This window comes from Fundidesulfovibrio butyratiphilus (assembly GCF_054657235.1).
Genome location: NZ_BAAHXA010000001.1, coordinates 788,994 through 814,417, shown reverse-complemented (window position 1 = coordinate 814,417; position 25,424 = coordinate 788,994). Strand labels below are relative to the sequence as shown.

The 25,424-nt window shown below is 63.9% G+C and carries 25 protein-coding genes; 8 read left to right on the top strand and 17 right to left on the bottom strand.

Annotation, left to right across the window (positions count from 1 at the left end):
* Positions 1 to 166: 166 nt before the first annotated feature.
* From ldhH to ACYQ01_RS04060, 13 genes are all read right to left on the bottom strand, one after another.
* A complete protein-coding gene (ldhH, locus tag ACYQ01_RS04120; protein WP_459932562.1) occupies positions 167 to 2,320 on the bottom strand; it encodes an L-lactate dehydrogenase (quinone) large subunit LdhH in 2,154 nt (717 codons plus the stop codon).
* 4 nt (positions 2,321 to 2,324) lie between these two features.
* Positions 2,325 to 2,948 (bottom strand): LutC/YkgG family protein, encoded by a 624-nt coding sequence (locus ACYQ01_RS04115; RefSeq protein WP_459932561.1) that lies wholly within the window; start codon positions 2,946 to 2,948, stop codon positions 2,325 to 2,327.
* Between the two features lie 217 nt (positions 2,949 to 3,165).
* Positions 3,166 to 4,812 (bottom strand): L-lactate permease, encoded by a 1,647-nt coding sequence (locus ACYQ01_RS04110; RefSeq protein ID WP_459932560.1) that lies wholly within the window; start codon positions 4,810 to 4,812, stop codon positions 3,166 to 3,168.
* Between the two features lie 18 nt (positions 4,813 to 4,830).
* Complete coding sequence (locus ACYQ01_RS04105) at positions 4,831 to 6,123, bottom strand: (Fe-S)-binding protein (RefSeq protein ID WP_459932559.1); 1,293 nt, start codon at positions 6,121 to 6,123, stop codon at positions 4,831 to 4,833.
* Positions 6,124 to 6,125: 2 nt separating this feature from the next.
* Positions 6,126 to 7,508, bottom strand: coding sequence for an FAD-binding oxidoreductase (locus tag ACYQ01_RS04100; protein WP_459932558.1), 1,383 nt, complete (start codon positions 7,506 to 7,508; stop codon positions 6,126 to 6,128).
* Positions 7,509 to 7,923: 415 nt separating this feature from the next.
* The gene (gene thrC / locus ACYQ01_RS04095; protein ID WP_459932557.1) at positions 7,924 to 9,366 is read right to left on the bottom strand and encodes a threonine synthase; all 1,443 of its coding nucleotides are present in this window, start codon (positions 9,364 to 9,366) and stop codon (positions 7,924 to 7,926) included.
* 23 nt (positions 9,367 to 9,389) lie between these two features.
* Complete coding sequence (panD, locus tag ACYQ01_RS04090) at positions 9,390 to 9,749, bottom strand: aspartate 1-decarboxylase (protein WP_459932556.1); 360 nt, start codon at positions 9,747 to 9,749, stop codon at positions 9,390 to 9,392.
* Between the two features lie 227 nt (positions 9,750 to 9,976).
* The gene (locus ACYQ01_RS04085) at positions 9,977 to 11,209 is read right to left on the bottom strand and encodes an alginate O-acetyltransferase AlgX-related protein (RefSeq protein ID WP_459932555.1); all 1,233 of its coding nucleotides are present in this window, start codon (positions 11,207 to 11,209) and stop codon (positions 9,977 to 9,979) included.
* Positions 11,210 to 11,502: 293 nt separating this feature from the next.
* Positions 11,503 to 13,266, bottom strand: coding sequence for a methyl-accepting chemotaxis protein (locus tag ACYQ01_RS04080; protein ID WP_459932554.1), 1,764 nt, complete (start codon positions 13,264 to 13,266; stop codon positions 11,503 to 11,505).
* A gap of 305 nt (positions 13,267 to 13,571) precedes the next feature.
* A complete protein-coding gene (locus tag ACYQ01_RS04075) occupies positions 13,572 to 13,910 on the bottom strand; it encodes a hypothetical protein (protein WP_459932553.1) in 339 nt (112 codons plus the stop codon).
* An 85-nt stretch (positions 13,911 to 13,995) separates the two neighbouring features.
* Entirely contained in the window at positions 13,996 to 14,505 is a 510-nt protein-coding gene (locus ACYQ01_RS04070) for an adenylyltransferase/cytidyltransferase family protein (protein ID WP_459932552.1), read from the bottom strand.
* A complete protein-coding gene (locus ACYQ01_RS04065) occupies positions 14,502 to 15,320 on the bottom strand; it encodes a YkgJ family cysteine cluster protein (RefSeq protein WP_459932551.1) in 819 nt (272 codons plus the stop codon). Before ACYQ01_RS04065 ends, ACYQ01_RS04070 begins: the two co-directional genes overlap by 4 nt.
* Positions 15,295 to 15,918 (bottom strand): lytic transglycosylase domain-containing protein, encoded by a 624-nt coding sequence (locus tag ACYQ01_RS04060; protein ID WP_459932550.1) that lies wholly within the window; start codon positions 15,916 to 15,918, stop codon positions 15,295 to 15,297. Before ACYQ01_RS04060 ends, ACYQ01_RS04065 begins: the two co-directional genes overlap by 26 nt.
* 108 nt (positions 15,919 to 16,026) lie before the next feature.
* Here ACYQ01_RS04060 and ACYQ01_RS04055 point away from each other — a divergent pair, with 108 nt between their 5' ends.
* From ACYQ01_RS04055 to ACYQ01_RS04020, 8 genes are all read left to right on the top strand, one after another.
* Positions 16,027 to 16,443 carry an ATP-binding protein gene (locus tag ACYQ01_RS04055; RefSeq protein WP_459932549.1) on the top strand — a complete coding sequence of 139 codons (417 nt, stop codon included), beginning with the start codon at positions 16,027 to 16,029 and terminating at the stop codon, positions 16,441 to 16,443.
* A 136-nt stretch (positions 16,444 to 16,579) separates the two neighbouring features.
* Complete coding sequence (gene rpsF, locus ACYQ01_RS04050; protein WP_459932548.1) at positions 16,580 to 16,894, top strand: 30S ribosomal protein S6; 315 nt, start codon at positions 16,580 to 16,582, stop codon at positions 16,892 to 16,894.
* A 3-nt stretch (positions 16,895 to 16,897) separates the two neighbouring features.
* Complete coding sequence (gene rpsR, locus ACYQ01_RS04045) at positions 16,898 to 17,158, top strand: 30S ribosomal protein S18 (RefSeq protein WP_459932547.1); 261 nt, start codon at positions 16,898 to 16,900, stop codon at positions 17,156 to 17,158.
* A gap of 20 nt (positions 17,159 to 17,178) precedes the next feature.
* Positions 17,179 to 17,718 carry a 50S ribosomal protein L9 gene (rplI, locus tag ACYQ01_RS04040; protein WP_459933882.1) on the top strand — a complete coding sequence of 180 codons (540 nt, stop codon included), beginning with the start codon at positions 17,179 to 17,181 and terminating at the stop codon, positions 17,716 to 17,718.
* Entirely contained in the window at positions 17,687 to 19,144 is a 1,458-nt protein-coding gene (dnaB, locus tag ACYQ01_RS04035; RefSeq protein ID WP_459932546.1) for a replicative DNA helicase, read from the top strand. The genes rplI and dnaB overlap by 32 nt, the downstream gene beginning before the upstream one ends.
* 59 nt (positions 19,145 to 19,203) lie before the next feature.
* Positions 19,204 to 20,505, top strand: coding sequence for a phenylacetate--CoA ligase family protein (locus ACYQ01_RS04030; RefSeq protein WP_459932545.1), 1,302 nt, complete (start codon positions 19,204 to 19,206; stop codon positions 20,503 to 20,505).
* A gap of 99 nt (positions 20,506 to 20,604) precedes the next feature.
* On the top strand, positions 20,605 to 21,117 hold the full coding sequence (locus tag ACYQ01_RS04025; RefSeq protein WP_459932544.1) for a DUF456 family protein: 513 nt from the start codon (positions 20,605 to 20,607) through the stop codon (positions 21,115 to 21,117).
* Between the two features lie 184 nt (positions 21,118 to 21,301).
* Positions 21,302 to 22,375, top strand: coding sequence for a radical SAM protein (locus ACYQ01_RS04020; RefSeq protein WP_459932543.1), 1,074 nt, complete (start codon positions 21,302 to 21,304; stop codon positions 22,373 to 22,375).
* A 71-nt stretch (positions 22,376 to 22,446) separates the two neighbouring features.
* Here the strand turns inward: ACYQ01_RS04020 and ACYQ01_RS04015 are convergent, their stop codons facing one another.
* The 4 genes from ACYQ01_RS04015 to ACYQ01_RS04000 form a co-directional block, all read right to left on the bottom strand.
* Positions 22,447 to 23,073: a class I SAM-dependent methyltransferase gene (locus ACYQ01_RS04015; RefSeq protein WP_459932542.1), complete on the bottom strand. Its 627-nt coding sequence runs from the start codon at positions 23,071 to 23,073 to the stop codon at positions 22,447 to 22,449.
* 197 nt (positions 23,074 to 23,270) lie between these two features.
* Positions 23,271 to 23,642 carry a NifB/NifX family molybdenum-iron cluster-binding protein gene (locus tag ACYQ01_RS04010; RefSeq protein ID WP_459932541.1) on the bottom strand — a complete coding sequence of 124 codons (372 nt, stop codon included), beginning with the start codon at positions 23,640 to 23,642 and terminating at the stop codon, positions 23,271 to 23,273.
* A gap of 23 nt (positions 23,643 to 23,665) precedes the next feature.
* Positions 23,666 to 24,109: a DUF134 domain-containing protein gene (locus ACYQ01_RS04005; RefSeq protein ID WP_459932540.1), complete on the bottom strand. Its 444-nt coding sequence runs from the start codon at positions 24,107 to 24,109 to the stop codon at positions 23,666 to 23,668.
* A 150-nt stretch (positions 24,110 to 24,259) separates the two neighbouring features.
* The gene (locus tag ACYQ01_RS04000; protein ID WP_459932539.1) at positions 24,260 to 25,336 is read right to left on the bottom strand and encodes a lipase family protein; all 1,077 of its coding nucleotides are present in this window, start codon (positions 25,334 to 25,336) and stop codon (positions 24,260 to 24,262) included.
* Between the last annotated feature and the right edge of the window lie 88 nt (positions 25,337 to 25,424).

Here is a 25,424-nt window from a genome sequence, read left to right as displayed (position 1 = left end):
CTCCCTTGGATTACAAGCCGCTCGGGACACGCTCCCGGGCGGCTTTTTTGTTTGCCCGTTTTGAACCCTTCGCAACCCGAGCGGTTCGTTGGACGTCCTGGGCAAAAGAAAGCCGGGACCTGTTGACCAGATCCCGGCGTGGAAGGGAGAACAGGGGGCGCCTGGGTCAGCGCGCGAGGGCCTTGGCCAAGATTTCGGCCATGTGTCGAACCTCGATGTGCATGTTGGCGTTCACGGCGCCGCCGCGAATCTGCATGACGCAGCCCGGACAGTCGGTGACCAGGGTCGCGGCTCCGGTCGCTTGGGCGGCGGCGAGCTTCTTGGCCAGAAGTTCCCTGGAGATCTCGGGGAACTTCATCGAGTAGGTTCCGCCGAATCCGCAGCAGACTTCTTCCTCGTCGTTTGGCCTGTAGTCGTATCCGGCAATGCGCATGAGGTCGCGCGGGGCCTCATGGACGCCCATGCCTCTGCAGAGGTGACAGGGGGCGTGGTAGCAAACGCTCTGGCCGTTGGGAGTGAACGCCTCGGGTTGCACACCCAATCGATCGCGCACCAGGGAACTGAAATCGATCACCTTGTCGGCAAAGCGGCGAACCCGCATGGCCTGGTCCGGCATATCGGACAAAAGCTTGGGGTAGCCGTGCTTGAGGTGCGCGGCGCAGGAGGCGCACAGGCAGACAATCGCGTCGGCGTCGCAATTTTCGAAAGCTTTGATGTTTTGTAGAGCGACTTGGCGCGAGGAGTCGTTCTCGCCCATCATCTGCACGGGCAGACCGCAACAGGATTGCCCCATAGGGAATTCCAGTTGAACGCCCAGGCGGTTCAGAACCTGGACGGCGGCTTCCATTTGTTCGGGATAGATGAAGTCTTGCACGCAGCCGGCGAACAGGGCCACCTTGAGCTTCGGATTGGCCACGGGCTTGCGCAGGCTCGGCCAGCGGTCGCGGAAGGCCTTGTCCGCCACGGCCGGCACGGCGCGAAAGGCCTGATCCTTGAAAAACATCATGGGCAAATGGCGCAGGTAGGGTGCACCACCGGTCATGGGTTTTTGGGCGAAACGGGCCGCCTTGAGCAGGCCGTGGAAGAATTTGCGATTTTTGAGCACCATGCCCAACAAGGCGCTGGGCAGGGGATGGCCGTCCTCGTCCTGGATGCGGGAGTGGATGATCTTGATGACGCGGGGCAGGTCGATGCCGGCGGCGCAGACCGCCTTGCAGGCCTCGCAGTTGATGCAGTTCTGGATGAGGGCCTTGGCTTTTTCCTTGCCGTGGAAAAAGTAGGTCAAAATGAGCCCGATGGCTCCGATGTAGACATAGCCGTACTTGTGGCCGCCCACCAACCGGTAGACCGGGCAGACGTTGGCGCAGGCTCCGCACCGCACGCACCGGAGCACCTGGGCGATGTCCTTGTCCCGGGACATGGCCAGGCGGCCATTGTCGAGAAAGACCACATGCATGATCTTTTTGCCGTCCGCGGCGTTTTGCGCTTCGCATGCGCCGGAGATCCAGGTCACGTAGCTGGTGATGATCTGGCCGGTGGCGTTGCGCGGGGTGACGCGCAGCACCTTGAGGGCGTCGTCCAGGGTGGCGCACAGTTTTTCCAGCCCGGCCAGGGCCACATGGACGCGGGGCAGGGTGGTCACCAGTCGGGCGTTGCCTTCGTTGGTGAAGGTGGCGATGGTTCCGGTTGCGGCAATGGCCACGTTGGCCCCGGTGATGCCCATGTCAGCTTCGATGTATCGGGGGCGAAGCTCGCGTCGCGCCACCTTGACCAGCTTGGCGATGTCTTCGTCTTGGTGTTTTTGGGTCACTTCGGTGAAGAGATCGGCCACCTGGTAGCGCGAGAGGTGGATGGCCGGCAGCACCATGTGGCTGGGCCCTTCGTGACGCAGCTGGATGATCCATTCGGCCAGGTCGGTTTCGGTCACCTCCATGCCGGCGGCGATCAGGTCGTGGTTGAGGTGGGTTTCCTCGGTGGTCATGGACTTGGACTTCACCACCTTCTTGACCCCGTTCTCCTTGGCGATGGCCGTGATGATGGCGTTGGCCTCGGCCGCGTCGGCCGCAAGGTGCACGTGCACGCCGGCGCGTTCGGCGTTGGCCTTGAATTCGTCGTAGAGCTCCATCAGGTGGGGCATGGCGGCGTCCTTGGTGGCGGCCACCTCGGCGATGCAGGCTTGCGCGTCGAGACCTTCGTAGGCTTTTACCCGCGCGCCCCGGTAGGCCACGGCGAATTTGTCCAGGGCTTCGCGCTGAAATTCGTTGCCCAAGGCTTCGCGCAGTTCCGCGCGGTATGCGTTCACGGTCTTGGATTCGATCATGAGTTCAATCCTCCAGCAAAACGATGTGGGCTTCCAGGGGGCCATGAACGCCGATGGTGAGTACCCGTTCGATGTCGGCCGTTCGACTCGGGCCCGTGATGAAGGCCAGGTTGCAGGGAGGGTTTTTCATGCGCGCGGTCATTTCCCCCGAGATGTCTTCGCCCCTGGGGACGATTCGGGAGACGGGCAGGAGAATCACCACGGTCTCGCAGACGCTGGTGGCCAGGCGAACCTCTTCGCTCGAAGACTCCACCACGCAGGTGCCTGTTTCGGCGATGCCCCATAGGGCGCGGCACAGGCCCACGTCGATGCCGGCCAGGCGGTGACGCATGCCGGAAGCGATGCAGGCCATGCCTTTTTCGTCGCAAAGCCTGCTGAGTTCGGCCAGCTCTTCCGAAGAAAATTCGGGCGCGGCCAGCACTTTTTGTTGCTTCTGGTCGCAAAGTGCCTGCCCGGAATCGGAAAGAGGCAACTCGCACCCGGAAACCATGAGCTGGCAGGCCTCCTTGCGTTCGCAAACGTCCACCGCGTAGGCCAAGGCCTTGGCAGGAGTGGAAACGCTCGCGGTTATGGAAGAAAGCACCTGGGCTTTCTGGAGAAACTGTTCCTTCAAACCTGGGTTGTTCATGCGGGCCCTCCTGAAGTCGGGATTCTCGCGGCCAAGGGCGAGCGGTTCGCCCCTGGTGTCGTTTTGTGGACCTTCTGTACGAGAAAGCACGCCGGACCCGACCATGCAAGACAAATCGCGCGGCGAGATCAAGGCGTTCACGGCGGGGGTTCCCGGGGTCCGATTGGTCTTGCGACGTGGCCGGGGGGCTTTTCGCCCCCCGAACCGAGCGCAAGGGCTAGGGCAACATCCATTCGAACCAGTAGGCCTGGGCCAGGGTGAGCAGGCAGACGAATCCGCACATGCCCACGGAGTGCCACAGGGTGAAGCGGAAGATGTCGCCGTCCTTGCCGACCAGACCCGTGGCGGCCGTGGCCACGGCGATGGACTGGGGCGAGATCATCTTGCCCGCGCCGCCGCCCGAGGTGTTGGCGGCCACACACAGGGCCGGGTCCACGCCGATGGCCTGGGCCGTGGTCTGTTGCAGGGGACCGAACAGGGCGTTGGACGAGGTGTCGGACCCGGTGAGAAACACGCCCAGCCAACCCAGGATGGGGGCGAAGAAGGGAAAGAACACGCCCGTGCGGGACAAGGCCAACCCCATGGTGGAGCTGAGTCCCGAATAGTTCATGATCTGGGCCAGTCCCAGGATGCAGGCGATGGTCATGATGGGCACGCGCAACTGGTTGACGGTGCGTCCCAGGCAGGCGAACGCGCGGGAGTAGGTGTAGCCCGGCATGACCGGCACGGAGATCAGACCCGCGAGCAGGATGGCCGTTCCGGCGGCGGACAGGACGTTCAGCTTGAATATGGCCGCGTAGGGGGCGGGGGTGGCGGACACGGGGGCCATGCGGATGACCTCGTTGTGCAGTCCGGGCCAGGCGAAGCCCTTCTGGGCCAGGATGCCCACGAGGGCGTCGAGTTCCTTCTTCACCGGCGCCATGCCCCACAGGAGCACGAGACCGGCCAGGATGATCCAGGGCATCCAGGCGCGCAGGACTTGGCCGGCGGTGTAGTCGTGGGCGGTCTTTCCGCTGGAGGCGGGCTCGTCGGGAAAGTGCCAGACCGCCTTGGGCTTCCACACGCGCAGGAAGAGTCCCAGACCGATGATGGTGGTCAGGGCCGAGGCGATGTCGGGCAGGTAGGGACCGTGGAAGTTGGAGAGCAAAAATTGCGGTCCCGCGAAGCACGCGCCGGCCACGAGCAGGGCGGGCAGCACTTCCAGGGTGCGCTTGAGGCCGCACATGGTGACCGACAGCCAGATGGGCACGAGCATGGAGAGAAATGGCAGTTGGCGGCCGACCATGGCGGAAATCTGAAGTTCGCCGAGGCCCGTGACCTGGGCGGCCACGGTGATCGGAATGCCGATGGCGCCGAAGGCCACGGGGGCGGTGTTGGCGATCAGGCAGATGCCGGCGGCGTAGATGGGGTTGAAGCCCAGACCCACCAGCATGGCGGCGCAGATGGCCACCGGGGTGCCGAACCCGGCCGTGCCCTCGATGAACGAACCGAAGGCGAAGGCGATGAACAGGGCCTGGAGTCGCCGGTCGTCGGTGATGGAGGCCAGCGAGCTCTTGATGATTTCGAATTCGCCGGATTCCACGGTCATGTTGTAGACCCAGATGGCCGTGACCACGATCCACACGATGGGAAAGATGCCGTAAAGGCCGCCGTAGAGCAGGGTGCTCACGGCCGCGCCCGCAGGCATTCCCCAGACGCCCACGGCCAGTACGGTGGCCGCAACGGTGGCGGCCAGGGCGGCCGCCCAGCCCTTGGCCCGTTTTACGGCCAGCAGGTAGAAGAGCACGTAGAGCGGCAGGCCGGCGGTCAGGGCCGACGCCACGACGTTGTTGCCCACGGGGGAGTAGACTTGTTCCCAGGCCATTCGAACCTCCGGATTGGCTTAGCGCCCGAGCGATTGGGCGTAGAGTTCCACGGGATGCTTGACCGCGACGCGGTCGCCCGCGTGCGAAAGCATGTCGGTGATCTGCATCATGCAGGCGGGACAGCCGGTAGCCACCACTTCCGCGCCGGCCGCGACGATGTTGTCGCGCTTTTTCCGCCCGATCTTCTTCGATTCCTCATAGTGTTGCAGGTTGAAGGAGCCGCCGCAGCCGCAGCACACATCCGCTCCGGCCATCTCCACCACCCTGAGATCCGGGTTGGCCCCCACGAGGGCGCGCACCTGGCCGGACACGCCCAGGGACTTCTTGAGATGGCAGGGATCGTGAATGGTCACGGTTCTCGCGTCGGGAGACGCGTGGGCCGGTGCGACGCCCAGCACGTCCACCAGGAAGGCGTTGATATCCAGGGCCTTGGCCTTGAGCATGTCGATCCGGGCCCGTTCTTCGTCGGTGAAGCCCGAGTTCATAAGCGGCCAGATGTGGTGAAAGGCCTCCGTGCATGTACCGCAGGGGGTGACCAGGTAATCGAAATCGCCCTTGCCGAAGTGCTTGAGGTTGGTCCGCACCAGGGTTTCGAAGCTCGCCATGTCTCCGGAGGCCAGGGACGGCACGCCGCAGCAGGCCTGGCCCACGGGCATGAAGACGCCCACGCCGTGGTGCTTGAGAACCTTGAGTACGGCGTGTCCTATGGAGGGAAACATCTTGTCCGTCATGCAGCCGTAGAAGAAGGCCACCCTGAGCCCTCCCTCCCCGGCCGGCATGTTCACATCGCCCCTGTCGCGAAAGGCGGTCCGGGCCAGGGCCGGAAAATGCCGATCGCCCAGGATCGGAGCCATCAGCCTGGAGCAGGAGGTCCCCAGGACCTCGCTCGCCGGGTTGGTGAAGAATCCCTGGAACCTGGCTCCCAGGCGCAGAAGGCCGTTGAACAGGGCCGGCCTGGCCAACATGCCGTGGAAGATGGCCTTCTTGATCGGAGACAGGCCCAGGTAAGCCGTGACGATAGACCGGGCCTTGAGGAAAATGTCCAGCACCTTCACGCCCGATGGACAGGCCGCGGCGCACGACCCGCACAGCAGGCAGTTGTCCAGGCGTTCCTTTACGCCCTTGGCGTCCCGGGTCATCTTGTGGCCGAGAAATTCGAGCAGGGCGATCTTGCCCCGGGCCACGTCGGCTTCGCGCCCGGTTTCGGCGTAGAGCGGACATACGGACTGGCACATGCCGCAACGCATGCAGTTGACCAGTTGGTCGTCGAGTTCTTCCAGTTGCCGGATCATGGTGTTCAAATCGGCCATGGCTAGTCTCCCAGGATCTTGCCGGGGTTGAGCAGATTCTTGGGGTCGTTGGCCAGCTTGAGACGCCTGGAAAACAGTACCGAAGCCTTGTTGGTTTCCTTTTCCAGATACTTGGACTTGGCCAACCCGATGCCATGTTCGCCCGAAAGGGTTCCGTCCAGGGCCAGGGCCGCGTCGAAGATGTCGTTTACGGCCAATTCCACCCGGTGGAACTCCTCCTTGTCGCGGCGGTCGCAGAGAATGGTGGGATGCAGGTTGCCGTCTCCGGCGTGGCCGAAGGTGCCGATGGTCAGGCGGTAGCGCTTGGCGATTTCGTCCAGGGCCTTCATCATGGCCGGAATCTTGGAGCGCGGCACCGTGGCGTCCTCAAGCACCGTGGTGGGGCGCAGCCTGGCCAAGGCCGACAGGGCGGCGCGCCGCGCCTCCCAGACCCGAGTGCGTTCGGCGGCGTCCTTGGCCACTTGCAGGCTCTTGCAGCCGTTGTGCTTGCAGATGTCGGCCACCTTGGCCGCTTCGTCCTCAACCTGGGCCGGGTGGCCGTCCACCTCGATGAGCAGCAGGGCCTTGGCCTCCACGGGCAGCCCGACCCGGGCGAAGTCCTCCACCGCGCGGATGGTGAAGTTGTCCATGATTTCCAGGGTGCAGGGGATGACCTTGCCCGCGATGATGGCCGACACGGTGCGCGAGGCGTCCATGATGTCGTCGAAAACGGCCATCATGGCCTTGGAGGCCTCGGGCGGCGGGATGAGCTTGAAGGTTACGCTGGACATGACGCCGAGCGTGCCTTCGGAGCCCACCATGAGCTGGGCTATGTTCATGCCCGTGACACACTTCACCGTGCGCGAGCCCGAACGGATGAAATCGCCTTGGGCCGAGAAGAAATCCACGCCCATGACGTAATCCTTGGTGACGCCGTACTTGAGGCCGCGCAGACCGCCGGCGTTTTCGGCCACGTTGCCGCCCAGGGTCGAAGCCGCCTGGCTGCCCGGGTCGGGCGGGTAGAAAAGGCCCCTGGCCGCCACTTCGGCCGCGAACTTTGCGGTGATCACGCCGCATTGGGCCACGGCGTAAAGGTCTTCGGTGTTGATTTCGAGAATCTTGTTGAGCGCGTTGGTAAGAACGACCACCCCCCCCTTGGCCGGGATGGTCCCTCCCGAAAGGTTGGTGCCGGCCCCGCGCACGGTGATGGGCAGGCCGGCGTCGTAGGTGAGCTTAACCGCCTGGCCCAGGGCTGCGGCGGTTTCGGGCCGGATCACCAGGCCGGGCAGGGAGGGTTCCAGAACGGCGGCGTCGTAGGAGTAGGCGTGCATGTCCGCCTCGGCGTCCATGACGTTGTGCGCGCCAACGATCTTGGCGAAGGACTGCTTGAGTGCTTTCAGGGCCATGGCGTTCTCCAGGTGTCTGGTCGGTTTCGGGATTGGGAGTCGTTTCGTATATACCAACAATCGTGCCATGGAATGGTCATGGCGAGAAGTACCGTCATCATAGTATGTTACGTGTGTTTTCAGTCTTTGTGAACCTGGCGGGACAAAAAAGCGGACAGGGGCGCAATGCCAGAGAAGTTTTGTGATTCAGGGGTGTTACAAGAAAATGACGTTTCTGGGCGGCTGTCCGTTTTTTCGGACGGCCCTGTGCTGTCCGGGAATTCGGACCCCTTGGGATGGGCGGCACGGATTTTTTCGAAAAATCGGACGCGAGAAAGGGGAGGCGAGCGGGCGGGAAAAACGAACAGGGCGCGCGGTTGTGGAACCGCGCGCCCTATTTTGGCGAAGTGCGTTCGGGCGTATGCGCCCGACGGGCCTACAGGCTTTTCAGGCCCAGGCGCTTGACCACGTTTTCGGCCGCGCGCACCGTGTAGGCTTCGGGGGAGAGTTCGGCCTTTTCCTGGGCGGTGATGACCAGTTCCGGGGCGTTCATGAGTTCCTTTTTCGGGGTGATGCCGTATTCCGGGGGAAAGGCGTTTTCGAAATACATCTGCTGGAAGCCCGAGAACTTGAGCGCGTGGGCCGTGGCGTCGAGGATGGCCAGTTCCTGGGGCTCGATGAGTCCCATTTCCTTGGCGCGAATGAGTCCGGCCAGGCATTCTCCGCCTTGGGTGCAACTGATGTGGCCGTGGCGGTTGGCCAGGAGCATGCTTTCGATAATGGCTTGCTCCTCCACCTGGATGACCTGGAAGGAGCCCGGTCCGCCGATTTTTTCGTACTGTTCGACGTAGTGCTTGACCCGGGGAAAAGAAACCGGGTTGCCGATCATGGCCGCCTGGGCCACGCTCGGGGTCACGGTCACGGGTTCGTAATGGCGTTTCTTGGCGTCGGCCTGGCTGTAGAAGCGGTACACCGGATCGGCGTGGGCCGACTGCACGCCGAAGATGCGCGGCAGGGAGGGGATGACGCCAAGGCGTTGCAGTTTCAGGAAGCCGCTCATCACGGCGGTGATGTTGCCGGCGTTGCCGATGGGCACGAAAACGGCCTTGCGGTAGGTGTCCCAGTCGAAATACTGGGCCACTTCGAAGGCGTAGGACTCCTGGCCGAGAATGCGCCAGGCGTTTTTCGAGTTGAGCAACGCCACCCGGTAGTTGTCGGCCAAGTGCTCCACGACCTTCATGCAGTCGTCGAAGACGCCGGGCACTTCGAGCACCATCGCGCCGCTGCCCAGGGGTTGGGCCAACTGCTGCGGGGTGACCTTGCCCTGGGGCAGGATGACCACCGTGGTGATGGGGTCGCCCACGTAGGCCCCGTACAGGGCCGCCGAGGCCGAAGTGTCGCCGGTGGAGGCGCACACGGTGAGCACGTTGTCCCAGCCGTTTTCCCGCACCAGGGACTTCAGGTAGCTGAAGGCGCAGGCCATGCCCCGGTCCTTGAACGAGCCGGACGGGTTTTGTCCGTCGTTCTTGAAGGCCATGGGCGTGCCCAGGTATTTTTCCAGAGCCGGGCTCGCGGATACGATGGGGGTATTGCCCTCCCCCAGGTGGACGATATCCCGCTCTTCGAGGATGGGGGCCATGAGCTCGTAGAAGCGGAAGATGCCGCGCAGGGCCGTGGTCTTGCTGGCCGCGCGCTTGTCGAACAGAGTCTTGTAGTAGACGGGCGGGTTTTCGGCCAGGGCCTCGAAGGCCGTGTCCTCAAGCAGGAACACCCCGCCGCACTTGGGACAGGTGTAATGCAGCTTGTCCACGCCGAAACGTGAGTTGCAGCCCAGACAAAAATACTCCATGCGCCCGCGCATGGTGGGAAAGTCGTTCATCGTAAATCCTTACGGACGCCGCGTTAGCAGGGCGAGTTCGGAAGCGGAGTGTTGCCCGGGCCGAGCAGTACCAGCCTGGGGGTATGGGTGGCGATCTCCTCCGGCGCAAGTTGCAGGTAGGAGGCGATGATGACGAGATCGCCCTTGGAGCCCTTCAGGGCCGCCGCGCCGTTGAGGCATATCTCGCCCGGCTTGCCCGCGATGGCATACGTTGTCAGCCGTTCGCCGTTGGTGACGTTGTAGACGTCAACCTGTTCAAAAGGCAGAATGCCCGCGCGCTCCAACAGCGAGGTGTCTATGGAAATGGACCCCTCGTAGTCGACGCGGGCTTCGGTGATGGTGGCTCTGTGGATCTTGGCCGAAAGAAAACAGCGGTATGGCATGGTGATCTCCGCCCTGTCGGGCTCGTGTTTTCGGGGCCCGGCCCCACGCCGTCGATTCGACGAGTCGTCTCGCCGATGTCACGTGGCCTCCCGTATCGTAAACCGTTACGCCAGGCAACCGGCCTGGCGGCCTCGGAAGCAAAAACCTTCTCTCTTTGAGAATAGGAATCCAAACGGCCCTCGCCAAGAGGGCGCGTTGCCCGTGGGGTGGTTTTTCCGATTCCTTTTCATTTCCCAAGGTCGGGCCATTTGTCCGCGATGGCCTTGCCGATCACTTCGTAGCCGAGCGTGGTGCAATGGGTGTCGGCGGGCTGATAGAGCAGACAGCGCTGGGGATTGTCGCGCATCGCGTCGGTCAGGTCCAGTACGTCGAAACCGAAACTTTCGAAGGTCTCCCGGGCGATCTGGCGTTCTCGCTCCATGGCTTCCTGGATTTTCGGGGTGTCCTGGGCCAGGCGGCTGTCCCGGGGAATCGCGTTCCAGTCGATGTCATCAAAGATCACCTGGATGTTGGCCGGAACGAGCACCACGTGGATGCGCAGGCCGGATCCCGCTAGTTCCTTGATCTGACGCACGAGATCCCGCGCCGCCGGCAAGGGGCCGGAAAGGATCTTGGGGTCGAGCAGGGCCATGTATCCGGGGTTCCATGCGAAAGGCAGCATGCCCGGCGTTTGGCATTTCATGGGGATGGGCGCGTAGATTCCGTGGGGAACCACCGGAGCGGCGTAGGCTTGGCTGTTGAAGGCGAAGTCCAGGCCTTTTCGCAGGGGGCCCAGTTGCAAAAGCCAGAGCGGGGCGCGGTCCGTATGCAGGACGCGCAATTGGTTTTGCAGGACGTCGGCCGTGAAGTCGTTGCCTATGTAGCTCATGAGCACCACATCGTGGCCGGTGAAGCGCTGGTCCGGGGGCAGGTCCCGGGTGAGCATCTTGAGAATGGCCAGATACTGGGTCAGGCCGTAGCCGCCGTTGCTGCCGTTGTAGGTGGAGGTCCCGGTGAGGCGGCAATAGATGGCGGCCGGGGCATGCTTGGAACCGGCCGAAGCCCCGACGCAAAACGAATCGCCCACGAAAAGCACCTTGGCGTCGTGGGGACTGCGGGCGTTGGGGAATCCGAGGAAGTCGCTGTCGTATTCGTCGATGGTCCCTTCGAGGGTCACGCCGTACAGGGCGTAGTTGTCCATCAAATATTTTGTGCTGCGCGGTTCGTTGGGGGCATACACGCTGTGATGCAGCCACGCGCGATAGAGCGGGTTGCTGGTGGGGCTGAACACGCCCACGGAAAAGAGTTCGTCCCGTTTGAAATCGTTCATGGATTTGAGCAGGGACCAGGGCGTATAGAATATGGCGGCGCTTAAGGCCACCAAGGACGCATAGAGCGCCAGGATGAAAAGGGCGAGTTGAACCAGGCGGTTGCGCCGGGGTTTCCCCCCGACTGTCGTGGATGTCGGACCGTGTGCCATGAGTGCCTCTCGCGCGAGATCGTCTGGCCTGATCCACGCGGGCGGCGCCAAGTCCGGCCGGGGGGTGGGGCGCCGCGCATGTCGCAGGGTTGTGTGAAGCCGTCATCGGCGCGAGCGGCGTGATGGCCGCGCCCGAACGGACGAGCTTTCGGCGCTAGTACACGTTCTCTCCCCCCGGGGCAATCCGCCCTCCGGGGGAAGCGCAGGAAAAAGAACGCGTTGGAGACGGGAGGGCCGGCCCCGTCCGTTGGCTCTGTCCGTTGCCGTCCGGTGATTTTTTCTGTCGCGGCCGTCTACCGGAAGGAGTCGCGGTACAAAACGTCCAGGGCGGCGAACATGCGTTTGCGCGTCTCTTCGAACTGGGCGAGCATGCGGTCGGCTTCGGCCTTTTTGCCTTGCTGGACCAGCGCGACGATCTGGCGAACCAGGGTGTGCACCTGTTCGTGGTGGCGGCCCACTTCGGCGAAGGCCGGACGATCACCCAACTGCTTGGAGCCTTCGGAATCGAACCACTGACCGAAATCGCACTGGTGATGGTCCGCCACTTCTTCGGGCTTGAGGGTGACGAAGCCGCCCAGCAGTCCTTGCAGTCTGGCCACCCAGGCCAGGTGGCGGGTCTTGATGCGGCCCACGTCGAAGCCGGGGGAGCCCAGATTGAAGATGCCCACCTCGCGCTCCAACTGCACGGCCAGCTCCCCGACCTCCTTGGCGCTGGACTTGACCTGGAGCGCCGTGGCCGAAATGGCCGAAATGTTGGTCTCCACCGAGGCGATGGCCTGCCCGATGACCTGGGCTTCCTTGGCGCTTTGCCCCACCTGGGTCCGCACTTCGCCCAGCTCGTTGGACATTTCGGACACGCCCCGGGCCACCTCGCGCGAGGCCTCGGACTGCTGGGACACGGCCTCGGCGGCCGTATCCACCAGGGAGCTCACTTCGTCCAGGGCCGAGTCCACCTGGCCCATCTTGATGGTCACTTCCTGGCTGGCGCTTTCCATGCCCCGGATATCCTCGATCTGGGCGTTGGCCATTTCCGTGCTGCGGGTGATGGCCTCCACGGCCTGGTCGGTGGTGAGGATGTTTTGCCGGGTCATCTCCTGGATGCTGGTCACGGCCTGGTCCACGTCCTTGGTGGCGTTCATGGTCTTTTCGGCCAGCTTGCGCACCTCGTCGGCCACCACGGCGAAGCCGCGTCCGGCCTCGCCGGCCCGGGCGGCCTCGATGGCGGCGTTCAAGGCCAGCAGGTTGGTCTGGTCCGCGATGTCGCCGATGACTTCCATGATGCGGCCGATGCTTTCGGCCTGTTTGCCCAGTTGGTCCATGTCCTGCTTGAGGCGCTGCATCTGATCCTGCATTTCGGCCGTGGCGGCGCTCACCTGGGCCACTCCCTGGGCGCCGCGCCTGGCCGTTTCGCCCAAGGCCTCCACGGAGCCGCTCGCCTCGCGCGAAACGCCCGCCACCTGGGCGGCGGTTTCGCGGGTCCTGACCATGGAGCGGTTGATGCCCTCCACCGTGGCGGAAAGCTCTTCCGAGGCCGCGGCCATGCTGGCCATGTGGTCGGTCGCCGAGTTGACGTTCCGGTCCACCACGTCCATGCTGTGCCCGAAATTTTCCGACGAAAGCGTGACGTGGTGCGCGCTGCCCAGCGACTGGGCCGCGTCGTTGGACATGGCGCCCGACTGCTGGGTCAGGTCCTGGGAAAAGGCGTGCAGCGTGCTCACGGTGTTGGCCAGGTTTCGATAGGATCCCACGAAGGTGTCGACCATGGCGGCCAGGGCTTTGTGGGCTTCGTCGGCGTTTTCCGTTTCCAGGGCCTGTTTTGCCGCTTTCAGGTCGCCCTTGGCCAGGGGAAGGATCACGGACGACAAGGATTCGCATTGGCCCTGGGTCGCGAGGATCAGGCTCCAGACGGCCCAGAGTCCGGCGCAGGCCGATAGGCCGGCGGGCACGCCCAGGGGCAGACCCACGGAGCCGGACAGGAAAAAAAACGTCGTGATCAACACTATCGCCGCCGCGGCGACTAGCGCCGGGATGATGTGTTTGGTTTGCAGATGTTGCATGATGGTGCTCCGAGTAATGGATATTGGTCAGATCGTATTGCCCGGCATAAACAAGATGCGGCGCCGGAACAAGGCCCGGCGCGCCGGGAGCGGCCTTTCAACCGCCGATTTCCCGTGGTCGCCAGCGGGTGCGCGGGGCGGGGGGGCTTGCCTTGTCGCGGGAATGACCTGTTGGGGGAATTGCATGGCGAGGAAGTCGCGTCCGTTGTGCGGGGGAAAGCGGGAAAAAGCGGGATCGCGAGAAAACCGGACCGCATGCGAACCGGGAATCGGCTGTCGTTTCCTGCCGTGGGACGTTTGAACGCCTACTTGGGCAGCGATTTGACGAACAAATTGAGATTGTTGAACTTGTCCTTGTAGACCGCGCCGTGAAGCGTGACTTCCTTGTTCTTGTAATGTTGCTGGAACGCGGAAATGTCGTCGAGCGTGACATCTTCGGGGGTCCACACAGAATAGTTGGCCCCGTCGTTGGTGACCACCCAAAGACCTTCGCCGTCCTCTTCGCCCACGGTCGCGGTAATGGTGGCGTTCTCCTCGATGAGAACCATGTCGGGAAGAGGTTCGGCCGAAAGCGGGGCCTGGGCCGCCAAAAGGAAGAGGGCCAAAAGCCCCGTATAGAGACAAGAACGCCGAAAACGCATCATGGCCGAAGTCTCCAGCGAAAAGGCGGCCTTGGCGTCTCGACGCCAGGCGGCGTTTTTCTATGCCCGGGCGTCGGCGGAGTCAAGGTTATCCGGGCGTTTCCCGGGCCTGGAGGGCCAGAATTCTGGCGATTGCGGCGGTGGTGGAATGGCCTTCCAGGAGGGGGAGGCTTTTTACCCGTCCCCCGCGCGCAAGCACTTCGTCCGCGCCCACGATGGTCTCCACGGGCCAGTCCCCTCCCTTGACCAGCACGTCCGGGGCCACGGCCCGGATCAGTTCGATGGGCGTGGGCTCGGAAAAGCCGGTCACGAAGTCCACGCATCCCAGTCCCGCTAGCACGGCCGCCCGGGCGGGGAAGGGGGTGACCGGGCGGGCGGGGCCCTTGAGCCCGGTCACCGAGTCGTCGGCGTTGAGCCCCACCACCAGCACGGAGCCAAGCGCGGCGGCCCGCTCCAGAAGGTCCACATGTCCCGGGTGCAGGAGATCGAAGCAGCCGTTGGTGAAGACCACGCCGCGGCTTTCGCGCAGGGGGGCCAGTCTTTCCAGGAGCTGGTCCCTGGTCACGATCTTGCGGGCGTATCCGGCCTGGACGGTCACCGGGGCTTTCTCCGCAGGCCGGTTTCGCGTCCGAAGAGCACGAGGTCCAGCCAGTCGAGGGCGAAGTCCAGGCGGCGCTCCTCGTCGGCGAGCACCTGTTGGCGGTCCTGGTCGCTTATGTCCAGCAGGTCGAAAACGCCCACGCGGGCGATGAACTCCTTGAAGGCGTCCAGGCTGTAGAGGGCCAGCAGGACCAGATTGGCCTTTTGCGGCGCAAGGCGAAGCCCGAGCGTTTTGGCCTGGGCCAGCAGGTGCATGTAGCGGTCGTTGACCCGGTTGTAGTCGGGCAGGCCCTGGTCGGCCAGCCAGGTCTCGGAGGTCCAGTGCTTGTCCTCTTCGAATCCCTTGCAGTGGGGTTCGCGCACCACGAAGAATTGCTCCACCACCTGGCCGTTTTCGTCCTCTCGGGTGGCCCGTCCCAGGGGATAGGTGCGGCAGGCCCCGGGCCGGTCCGGGTAGACCGTGCATCCTTTGGGGGAGACAAAGGGACACGGGGCTCCGGGCACCTCCTGGCGCATGCGCAGGCGCACCACGGGCAGTCCCGTGTCCGGGGCGAGAAGGACCACGGCGTGCGTGTCCAGGAACTGTTGCCCGGAAAAACCAAGGTTGCGACGCAAACGCAAGACGTCGTAAGGCGTGAGCGGAAGCGTCAGATCCGAACAGCACTGGTTGAAACAGGGCACTCCGGGATGGCAGGCGAACTGGTAGGTCCGGCCCGGAAGCAGTTCGGGCAGGCTTTCCAGGAAGGCCTGGGTGGCGTCGTGGTCGGCGTCCGGGGCGGGGCGGACGCTAGCGTTCCGGGTGGGATCGGTCATGTCGGTCCTTGGGTCTGGGAGCCTTTTCGGCTCCCGGTTGCTGGGGATAGGCCCTGGATTTGGGGGCGTCGCCCTCCTGGACCTGCTTCACGAATTGTTCGAGACTGCGTCCGGTCTTGAGCTTGAGAAAGCGCGAGACCACGGCGGCCACGTAGCGTTGGGTTTCGGGATAGGGCGGAATGCCCCCGAATTTGCGCACGGACTGGGGGCCGGCGTTGTACGCGGCCAGGGCCAGTTGCGCGTCGCCGAACGTCTTGAGTTGTTGTTTCAGGTAGAGGCTGCCGGCCGCGATGTTGGCCTTGGGATCGAAGGGCTGGTCCAGCCCCAGGCCGTCGCCGGTTTTCGGCATGATTTGCATGAGGCCCCTGGCGCCCTTGGGCGAGACGGCCATGACGTCCCAACCGGATTCCACCTCCATCACCGCCTGAACGAGAAAGGGATCCAGGCCGTAGGTCTTGCTGGCCATGGCGATGTAGGATTGCACCTGGGATCGGGCCGTGCCCTGGGGGATGCGGAAACTGCCCGCCTGGGGCGGAGACTGGGCCGAGGCCGTCTGGCAGGCCAAAAGGACGGCGAAAAGTACGAGGCTGCGCCACATGGCCTTTGCTACCATCAGCCGGGCCGCTTGGGAAGGCGCGTGGGGCCGGCGAAGCGGGGAAGCCCCCCTGCGCGTTGACACGGCTCCGGCGTCGTGAAAGACTTGGGCATGGGCGATACGCTTTCGCTTCGCATCAAAAACGACCTGGCGGAACTCGACCGGGTGAACCAGACCGTCGAGGAGTTTCTCGAGGAACGCGGTGTGCCCATGCGGGCTTCGTACCACATCCGTCTGGCCCTGGACGAACTCATCACCAACACCATCTCCCACGGCTGCGAGGGCGGGCAGGGCTGCGAGATCGTCCTCGATCTGTCCTGCACGCCGGAAGCCGTCAGCATCATCTTGAGCGACGACGCCAAGGCCTTCGACCCCTTGAGCGCCCCGCCGCCCGACCTGGATTCCCCGCTGGAAGAGCGGCGCGTGGGCGGGCTCGGCGTGCATTTCGTGCGCACCACCATGGATGAAGCCCGTTACTCCCGGGAGAACGGGCGAAACGTCATGCGGCTCCTGAAAAAACTGGGCTGAGAGCCCCGCGCGCTTCGCCGGGGGCGCGGCCCTTGACAGGGGGAGGGACTTGTCCTAACAGCGGTCCTTCACCTTGCTCTTTCCCTGGGCCGCCAGGCCGTCGGGAAAGGGCCATGGACCACAAGGAGGACGCGAAATGCGCAAATACGAGATGCTCCTGCTCTTGAGTCCGGAGCTCAACACCGAGGGCAAAAAAGCCCTCATCGACACCCTGGTCGCCATCATCGAGCGCGAACAGGGGTCCGTTTTGACCATCGACGATTGGGGCACCAAGGACCTGGCCTACCCCGTGCGCAAGCACGTGCGCGGACAGTACGTGCGCCTGGAGTTCGCCGCCCCCGGCAAGGCCGTGGCCGAACTCGAACGCAATGTCCGCATCACCGACGACATCTACAAGTTCGTCACCGTCAAACTGGCCGACAAGTTCGAGCCCGCCCCCGTGGAGGCCTAGCCCATGTCCTACAAGAAGAAATTCACTCCCAAAAAGAAATTCTGCCGGTTCTGCGCCAACAAGAACCTGCCCATGGACTACAAGCGCCCCGACATCCTGCGTGACTTCATCACCGAGCGCGGCAAGATCATCGCCCGGCGCATCACAGGCACCTGCGCCAAGTGCCAGCGCAGGCTCACCACCCAGATCAAGCGCGCCCGCCAGATGGCTCTGCTCTATTACACCGCCACGCACAGCGCCGAACTCATCAAGAAGATGCACTAGGAGACCGTGTCATGGCAGTCATGAAAGTCATTTTGCGCGCGGACATGGAAAACCTGGGCAAGCTGGGCGACGTGGTCAGCGTCAAACCCGGCTACGGCCGCAACTACCTGCTGCCCCAGGGACTGGCCATGGTGGCCTCCGCTTCCAACCTCAAGGTGTTCGAACTCGAGCGCAAGAAGCTGCAGGCCAAGATGGACTCGCTTCGCGCTTCGGCCAGCGACCTGGCCGAAAAGCTCGCCAAGGCCGACGTGTCCATCGAAGTGCGCGTGGGCGAAGGCGACAAGCTCTACGGTTCGGTCACTTCGGCCATGATCGCCGAGAATCTGGCCGACCAGGGCATCGAGATCGACCGCAAGAAGATCCAGCTCGAAGACGCCATCCGCACCCTTGGCGTGCACGAAGTGGAAGTCAAGCTGCATGCCGACGTGCGCGGTTTCGTGCGCGTTGTGGTGTGCCGCCAGGGCGAGCGCCTCATGCATGAAGAGGAAGAGGCTGCCGCCGCCGCGTCCGCCGAGGCCGGTGAGGAAAGTGGACAGCCAGCCGAAGAAACCCAGGCGTAAGACCAGAAGCGGGGCGGGCGAGGCCGAAAGCCAGCTCGCCCCGCAAACGCTCGAACAGGTTTCGGGCGATCTGGTCCGGCGCGTCCCCCCCCACAGCCCCGAGGCCGAACAGTCCGTGCTGGGGGGGATTCTCATCAAGAATTCCATCCTCCATTCGTTGATCGACGTCCTCGGTGAGGACGACTTCTATTCCCCGGTTCACCGCACCATCTACCAGGCCTGTCTGGAACTCAACCGCCAGAGCATCGCCGTGGATCTCATCACCCTGGCCGACACCCTGGCCAAGATGGGCAAGCTCGACGACGTGGGCGGGCCGGTCTATCTAGCCGAACTGGCCCAAGCCACGGTGAGCGCGGCAAATGCCCTGCATCACGCCGAAATAGTACGCGAGAATTCGGTCAAGCGCCGCCTCATCTCCGCCGCGTCGGACATTATCAGCAAGGTTTTCGATGGCGGCGAGGAGACCGAGGCCCTGCTCGACGCCTCGGAACAGTCCATCTTCGCCATCGCCGATTCGAAGAAGTCCGGCACGCTGACCAACAGCCGCTCCCTGGTGGACCAGGTGTTCGAACAGCTCACCAAGCGGGTGGAAAACAAGGAGTTGGTCACCGGCGTGCCCACGGGCTATTACCTGTTCGACGAATACACCGCCGGGCTTCAGCCCTCGGACCTCATCATCGTGGCCGGCCGGCCTTCCATGGGCAAAACCGCCTTCGCCATGAACGTGGCCATGCGCGCCGCCTGCATGTACGCCGTGCCCACCGCCGTGTTCTCGCTGGAGATGAGCAAGGAGCAGATCATGATGCGCATGCTCTGTTCCTGGGGCAAGGTGGACCTCTCCAAACTGCGCAAGGGCCGCCTGGACGACTCGGACTGGACCAAGCTCTACGACGCGGCCAACGTGCTTTCCCCGGCCCCGGTCTTTGTGGACGACTCGGCCGCCCTGTCCACCATGGAAGTGCGCGCCCGTTGCCGCCGTCTCAAGGCCGAACACGGGCTGGGTTTGGTGGTGGTGGACTATCTGCAACTCATGCGTTCGGCCCGGCGGGTCGATTCGCGCGAGCAGGAAATTTCCGATATTTCCCGCAACCTGAAGGCCCTGGCCAAGGAACTTTCCGTGCCGGTCATCGCCCTGTCTCAGCTCAACCGCAAGGTGGAGGAGCGCGGAGACAAGCGGCCCATGATGAGCGACCTGCGCGAGTCCGGGGCCATCGAACAGGATGCGGACATGATCATCTTTCTCTACCGCGAAGCGGCCTACAAGAAGCGCGAGGAACTCACCGACGAGGACAACGTGGCCGAGATCATCATCGGCAAGCAGCGAAACGGTCCCACCGGCATGGTGAAGTTGCGTTTCTTCAAGGAGTCCACCTCGTTCGAAAATCCCACGGACCAGCCCGTACCCTCGGAATACGGCGTCCACTGACCCCTTCACCGGGCCTTGCGCGGCCAATCCCGCGGGCCCGGCCATCCCGCGGAGTCCTTATGCGCGTCTACGATCAAGCCGAACTTCTTTCCCGCGACGAAATTTCGCGTCTGCAACTTTCCCGCCTGCGCACCACCCTGGAGCGCGCCGCGCGTTCCCCGTTCTACGCCAAGCGCTTTGCCGAGGCCGGATTCGATCCGGCGGCCGTCAAGAGCCTGGACGACGTGCGGCGCATTCCCTTCACCACCAAGCAGGACATGCGCTCGGCCTATCCCGACGGGTTGGTGGCCGCGTCCAAGGCCGACCTGGTGCGCCTGCACGTGTCGTCCGGCACGACGGGTTCGCCCACGGCGGTGTATCACACCAAAAACGACGTCAACGCCTGGGCCTCGCTGGTGGCCCGTTGCATGTTCATGGCCGGCATGCGTCCCACCGACGTTTTTCAGAATACCACCAGCTACGGCCTGTTCACCGGCGGCCTGGGCATGCACTACGGGGCCGAACGACTGGGCTGTCTGTCCATTCCGGCCGGAGCGGGCAACACCAAGCGCCACCTCAAGCTCATCAAGGACTTCGGGGTCACGGCGGTGCACATCATTCCCTCCTACGCCATGTACCTGGCCAGCACCTGCGAGGCCATGGGCGTTGATCCCAAGAGCCTGGGCCTGCGCATCGCCCTGGTGGGGGCCGAACCCTACTCCGAGGAGACGCGGGGCCGGCTTCAGGAACTTTTCGGCTTCAAGGCCTTCAACTCCTATGGCCTGTCCGAGATGAACGGCCCGGGCGTGGCCTTTGAATGTCAGGAGCAAAACGGGCTGCACCTCTGGGAAGACTGCTACCTGGCCGAAATTATCGATCCGGTGACCCTGGAGCCGGTCCAGCCCGGCGAGATGGGCGAAATGGTGCTCACCACCCTGTGCCGCGAGGGCATGCCGGTGATTCGCTACCGCACCCGCGACCTGACCCGGGCCCTGCCGGGCGCGTGCCCCTGCGGCCGGGCGCACATGCGCATCGATCGCATCACCGGGCGTTCCGACGACCTTATCATCATCAAGGGCGTCAACATCTATCCGATGCAGATCGAGCAGATGCTCATGCGGCTGCCCGAGGTGGGACAGAACTACCTGATCGAGCTGGAGAGCGAAGGCTACATCGACCAGATGCGGGTCAAGGTGGAGATCAAGGACGAATTTTTCGTCGAGGACATGCGCGTTCTGAACGCCCTGCGCCAGAAGATCGCCCACGCGCTCAAGGACGAACTGCTGATCACGCCCAAGGTGGATCTGGTGGAGCCCAACAGTCTGCCCAAGAGCGAAGGCAAGGCCCAGCGCGTGGTGGACAGGCGTTCGTCCGGCAAGTAGCGTCGAGCCGCAACAGCGATTTGGCCAGGCCCCGCCGGGGCCTGGACGCGCCGCTTTCGGCTCGGGATCGAACACGCAACGCAACAAGGAAACGACCGCATGACTTTTTTCGTCTATCTCTGGGCTGTGCTTTTTCTGGCTCTCCTGGTGTCCGTGCTCGGCCTGCACATCTTCAGCCTGCCGGCCAACTGGGTGGTGCTGGGGCTTGTGCTGCTGTGGGGCTGGACGCACCCGGAACTGGCCCTGGGCTGGGGCTTCTATCTGACGCTTTTCGGCATCGCCCTGGTGGCCGAGGTGGTGGAGTTCCTCTTCGGATTCCTCGGAGGCGCGAAATACGGTGCCTCGGTCAAGGGCAACCTGGGCGCGTTCATCGGCGCCATAGCCGGGGCGATTCTGGGCGCGCCGTTTTTTTTCGGCGTGGGCGCACTGGCCGGAGCCCTGACCGGTGCCTATCTGGGGTGTTTCGTTCTGGAACGCATCCATGGACGTCCCGCGCACGAGGCCTGGCAGGCCGCCAAAGGGGCCATGATCGGCCGCATGTTCGGCCTGGTGACCAAGATCGGCCTGGGCGCGCTCATGCTCACCCTTACGGCTCGGGCCATTTGGCCGTAGCGCCTGCGGCCTTGCGAAACGAGGCCGTCGCTTTTCCCCTTCCGTTTTTTCGTACGCATCGACCCGGGCGGATGTCGCAGACGGCATCCGCCCGGGTCGTTTTCCGTCCTGATCCGTATGGAACCGAATTTGCAAGCGTTTCTGGAGGGACAGAACCTTCCGGAAAACCACGCAAGGAGCGCGCATGCGGTATGTGAACAACATCAAGACCATGAACGAGGCGTTCGCCAATGGGGCGGCCCAGGGCAACGTGACCGAAGTGGTCCATTTTCCTCTTGAAGTCACTCTGACCATGAGCCTGGCGTGCAATTACCGGTGCACCATGTGCTTTCAGGACCGCTATGACCTGACGCTTCGCTGGCAGGCCATAGAACGTCTCGCGCCCATCCTGCCCTTTGCCAGGACCCTTCAGCTGTTTGGTGGCGAGCCCATGCTCTACAAGCACATCAAGCCGCTCTACGAGATGGCCCATGCCAACGGCTGTCTGGTGACCATGATCTCCAACGGGTCGCTGCTCACCGAGGAGATGGTGGAAAGCATTGTGGAGAACCAGGTCCACTGCATCAAGTTCAGCATCGACGCCGGGTCCCCGGCCACCTACAAAAAAATTCGCGGCGGGGACTATTTCAACGTGTTGCGCGGCGTGGCCCGCATCGCCCGGCGCAAGATGGAGACGCGCTCGTTTTTTCCGGTCTATGATTTCAATTTTTTGGCCATGCGCTCCAACGTCAAGGAGCTCAGCCGGCTGGTGGTGACCGCCGCCGAACTGGGGGTGCGCGCCGTCAACGTGTTCTATCCGAACATGCTCAAGGACCACCTGGTGGAGGATTGCGTGTATTTCGACCAGGAGCGCTCGGACGACATGTTGTCCCGGGCCCGCGAGGTGGCGCGCCATCTGGGGGTGGGGCTCAATCTGCCTCCGCTTTTCGGGGAATACGAGGCGCAGGCCGCGACGATCAGCCGGGAGCGCTGCCTGGACCCCTGGACCAAGGCGTTCGTCAATGCGGACGGAACCGTGAATCTCTGCTGCGGAGGCGACACCCGTATCGGAAGCCTCTATGAAAGCGAGTTCGAGGAAATCTGGAACGGCGAGCGCGCCAAGCGCTTGCGCGCCACGGTCAACACGCCCGACGAACCGGCCTTCTGCAAGCGGTGCCGCATCCGCAAGGTGAATCCGCACAATCCCGAGATGCACATTCCCAGAGAACTTTGGCGCAAGCACGGCATCACGCCTCGAAATCAACCCTGCGAGGCATGACCGTCAAGGATATGACGCGGACGCGTCCGCGGGCCCGACGCGTCGATGTCAGGCTGGCTTTCCGGCCGCGCTCACGGCTTGCTGGCGGTGAGCAGAAACACCGGGTAGCGCCGGAGTTCGCCGTTTGGGCCGGGCTTTTCCACGGCCATGACGTCGTGAAAGGTCACGTCCGTGAATCCGGTTCGGCGGCACAATTCGCCCAATTCTTCGCGGTCGAAGCCGTTGTGAAAAGCGTGCATGGCGTTTCCGTGGAAACCGCCGTCCTCGGCGTCCAGGTCCGCGAAAGCCGCCTTGCCGCCGGAGGGCAGTAACTCAAAAAACGTCCGAACGGCTTGGGCCACGTCTTCCACATGGTGCAGCACCATGGAGCCGGTGACCACATTCACCTCGGGCAGGACCCCGGGGTCCTGGCCCGCGCTCCACAACATCGGGGTGACGTTTTCGATCCCCATGGCCGTGAGCTTGTCGCCAAGCGTCTTGAGCATGCCGGGCGAACTGTCCGCCGCGATCACCCTGTCCGCCGTTTGGGCCAGGATCACGGAGACCAGTCCCGTGCCGGCCCCGTAGTCGAGCACCCGGTCGCTTTGGTCCAGTCCCAGCTGTTCGAGCATGCGTTCGGCCACGGTCCTGGCGAGCAGCGCCCGTTGGGGATTGTCGTCCCACACCGTGGCGTGTTGATCGAAGAGATTTGCGGTCATGGGGGAGGGCCTTTTGGAGGCCGGCGCGAGCAGCGACGGCGCGGGAAGAGGGTTGCGACAAACGGTGGGACGAACGGACCCAAACGTGACCGGTCCGCCCTCCCGCGGGGGATGCGGGAAAGCGGACCGGACGAAAAAACACCAGGGACGATCCGCCTGGTCGGCGGGTCATCCGCCGGAGGCGAACGGGCGGGCGATCAGCCGTGATGGCCGCATTCGTGTCCGTTGCCGTGGGCCTGGCACAGGATCTGGCTGTCCTTGAGGGAGCCGTTCAGCCAGGCGGCGAGGGCCTGGTCGATGGGGCCCTTGGCGCCGCGCACCACTTCGATGCCGCCCTGGCGCAGCTTGATGACCGCGCCTTCGCCCATGTTGCCGGCCACGAGAACGCTCACGCCCTTCTCTCCGAGGATTTCCACCAGGTTCGACTTGCAGCCGCAGGACGGGGGCGGAACAAAGGTTTCCTTGGACTCGACGGTTTTGTCCGAACCCACCGTGAACACCGTGAAGTATTCGCAGTGTCCGAAGTGTTCGTCAACCATGTCGTTGCGCGAAGGAATGGCGATTTTCATACGAGAATGCTCCTGAAAACGGTTTAAGGTTTGGATCGGTCCGTTGTCTTTCGGGAAGCCCGCACGGCAAGAACGCGAATCGGACCCGGACATGCGGCATGCGGACAGGGATCGCCATGGGGCTCGAAGCGGCAGCAGGCCGCCAGCCCGCGTGGACAGGCGTGTTCCGCGCCTTCCGGGGGGGAAGGGATGTCCCCCTCGATGCGCAGGCCAAGACCGAACATCACGGCCTGGGCCAGCTTGCGCCGGCCGGAGGCCAAAAGCCTGCCGAAGGTCGGACGCGAGACTTCCATGAGTCGGGCGGCGGCTTCGTGATACAGGCCTTCCAGGTCGGCCAGGCGCACGGCTTCCAACTCTTCGATGGCCAGGGCCAGGGTGGGCGGCTCGGGGCCGTCGTACTCGTGGGGGCGGAAGAGTCGGTGGGCGGGAACTCCGCGCACCTTGCAGCAGCATTTGGGTCTTGACATGACGTACCTGGGCGCTTTTGAACATATGCTCAAAAACATGTCAAGCGCCAAAATGCATTCGGATGACGCGGGCGAGGCCGGCGGCGTTCGCCACGGCCTCTGCGGACGGTCACGGGAGCGACAGGCGAAAGCGCTCGCCCGGCCGCGCGGCTATTGAACGTTCGTTTTGGTCAGGTCTTCCACCACGAACCGCACCATGGCTTCCAGGAGCACGGCTCTGGGAAAGTCGTTCTTGTTGATGAGCGTGGCCGTGAGCACGGGGGTGCTTTTCCCGAAGGGCATGGCCACGGCCAGGTGGTCGGCGTTGGCGTAGCCCAACAGGGTGGAGCCGGGCATGAGCGAGTCCGCCGCCATGACCATGCCGTCGTTGAGGGGGTCGGTTTCGGACAGGACCCCCGCGAAGGGCTTGAGGGCGAGCGACGTGTTCACCGGCGTGGCCACGGCCGCCAGGCTGTAGAGGCGCACGCCCTTGGGGGCGGGATGGGCGGCGGCCCAGCGCAGCCGTTCGGATCGGCGCAGGCTTTGCAACGCCTCGCAGGGGGCTTCGGTCTTGGGGCAGCCGTGCAACTTTGCGTGGCTGGCGAAGTCGAGCAGGGCCTGGGGCAGGACGTCCGCCAGGGGCGAGCCGGCCACGGCTCCGGCCACGCCGATCAGGGCGACCACGCGTGTTTCCAGTTCCGGGTACAGGGCCAGGGCGGTCAGGCAGTCCGGCGCGCCCTTGGAGTGCCCCACCAAGATGACGCGTTGCCCCTCGGGCATGGCCATGACCGCGTTGCGGATGATTTCGGCGTTTTTTTCGCAGGAGAGCCTCCCCCCCGTCCGGATGGATTCCGTGGCGAAACCGCGTTTTTCCAGATTGGCCCGGGCGTCCTCGAACACCTTGGACCATTCGGCCGCGCACTCGGCCAAAAAGCCGGGCACGAGCGCCACTCGAAAATTTCCCGCGCCGTCGGCCAGGTTCACGGGTCGTCCCGGGGATTGGGGCTCCTCCGCCAGACGCCACAGGGCCTTGTCCGGGGAGCGGTCGAAGGGCAGGGCGGCTCCGTGGTCTTTTTGCACCGCCTGGTAGATTTCCCGGAAACGCCCTCGTCCGTCCGCGATGTCGGCTCGGGACGCGGGTACGATCACGGCCGGCACGGCGGTTTGGATGAGCTCGTCGGCAGGCTTGTGGGTGCAGGCGGCCAGCGGCAGCAGGCAAAGCAAGAGATACGGAAGCGACAGGCGCATGGCGCTCCTCCCGGATTTTTGTGGTGCTTGGACGAATTCGGTACGGTTGCGAATACACCGTTTGTTCGGAGCGCGCCAGAGGCGAAGA

Excerpts from the sequence above, each read along its gene's own strand:
- ldhH (WP_459932562.1), bottom strand. The coding sequence starts at position 2,320 with ATGATCGAATCCAAGACCGTGAACGCATACCGCGCGGAACTGCGCGAA.
- ACYQ01_RS04115 (WP_459932561.1), bottom strand. The coding sequence starts at position 2,948 with ATGAACAACCCAGGTTTGAAGGAACAGTTTCTCCAGAAAGCCCAGGTG.
- ACYQ01_RS04110 (WP_459932560.1), bottom strand. The coding sequence starts at position 4,812 with ATGGCCTGGGAACAAGTCTACTCCCCCGTGGGCAACAACGTCGTGGCG.
- ACYQ01_RS04105 (WP_459932559.1), bottom strand. The coding sequence starts at position 6,123 with ATGGCCGATTTGAACACCATGATCCGGCAACTGGAAGAACTCGACGAC.
- ACYQ01_RS04100 (WP_459932558.1), bottom strand. The coding sequence starts at position 7,508 with ATGGCCCTGAAAGCACTCAAGCAGTCCTTCGCCAAGATCGTTGGCGCG.
- thrC (WP_459932557.1), bottom strand. The coding sequence starts at position 9,366 with ATGAACGACTTTCCCACCATGCGCGGGCGCATGGAGTATTTTTGTCTG.
- panD (WP_459932556.1), bottom strand. The coding sequence starts at position 9,749 with ATGCCATACCGCTGTTTTCTTTCGGCCAAGATCCACAGAGCCACCATC.
- ACYQ01_RS04085 (WP_459932555.1), bottom strand. The coding sequence starts at position 11,209 with ATGGCACACGGTCCGACATCCACGACAGTCGGGGGGAAACCCCGGCGC.
- ACYQ01_RS04080 (WP_459932554.1), bottom strand. The coding sequence starts at position 13,266 with ATGCAACATCTGCAAACCAAACACATCATCCCGGCGCTAGTCGCCGCG.
- ACYQ01_RS04075 (WP_459932553.1), bottom strand. The coding sequence starts at position 13,910 with ATGATGCGTTTTCGGCGTTCTTGTCTCTATACGGGGCTTTTGGCCCTC.
- ACYQ01_RS04065 (WP_459932551.1), bottom strand. The coding sequence starts at position 15,320 with ATGACCGATCCCACCCGGAACGCTAGCGTCCGCCCCGCCCCGGACGCC.
- ACYQ01_RS04060 (WP_459932550.1), bottom strand. The coding sequence starts at position 15,918 with ATGTGGCGCAGCCTCGTACTTTTCGCCGTCCTTTTGGCCTGCCAGACG.
- ACYQ01_RS04055 (WP_459932549.1), top strand. The coding sequence starts at position 16,027 with ATGGGCGATACGCTTTCGCTTCGCATCAAAAACGACCTGGCGGAACTC.
- rpsF (WP_459932548.1), top strand. The coding sequence starts at position 16,580 with ATGCGCAAATACGAGATGCTCCTGCTCTTGAGTCCGGAGCTCAACACC.
- rpsR (WP_459932547.1), top strand. The coding sequence starts at position 16,898 with ATGTCCTACAAGAAGAAATTCACTCCCAAAAAGAAATTCTGCCGGTTC.
- rplI (WP_459933882.1), top strand. The coding sequence starts at position 17,179 with ATGAAAGTCATTTTGCGCGCGGACATGGAAAACCTGGGCAAGCTGGGC.
- ACYQ01_RS04030 (WP_459932545.1), top strand. The coding sequence starts at position 19,204 with ATGCGCGTCTACGATCAAGCCGAACTTCTTTCCCGCGACGAAATTTCG.
- ACYQ01_RS04025 (WP_459932544.1), top strand. The coding sequence starts at position 20,605 with ATGACTTTTTTCGTCTATCTCTGGGCTGTGCTTTTTCTGGCTCTCCTG.
- ACYQ01_RS04020 (WP_459932543.1), top strand. The coding sequence starts at position 21,302 with ATGCGGTATGTGAACAACATCAAGACCATGAACGAGGCGTTCGCCAAT.
- ACYQ01_RS04015 (WP_459932542.1), bottom strand. The coding sequence starts at position 23,073 with ATGACCGCAAATCTCTTCGATCAACACGCCACGGTGTGGGACGACAAT.
- ACYQ01_RS04010 (WP_459932541.1), bottom strand. The coding sequence starts at position 23,642 with ATGAAAATCGCCATTCCTTCGCGCAACGACATGGTTGACGAACACTTC.
- ACYQ01_RS04005 (WP_459932540.1), bottom strand. The coding sequence starts at position 24,109 with ATGTCAAGACCCAAATGCTGCTGCAAGGTGCGCGGAGTTCCCGCCCAC.
- ACYQ01_RS04000 (WP_459932539.1), bottom strand. The coding sequence starts at position 25,336 with ATGCGCCTGTCGCTTCCGTATCTCTTGCTTTGCCTGCTGCCGCTGGCC.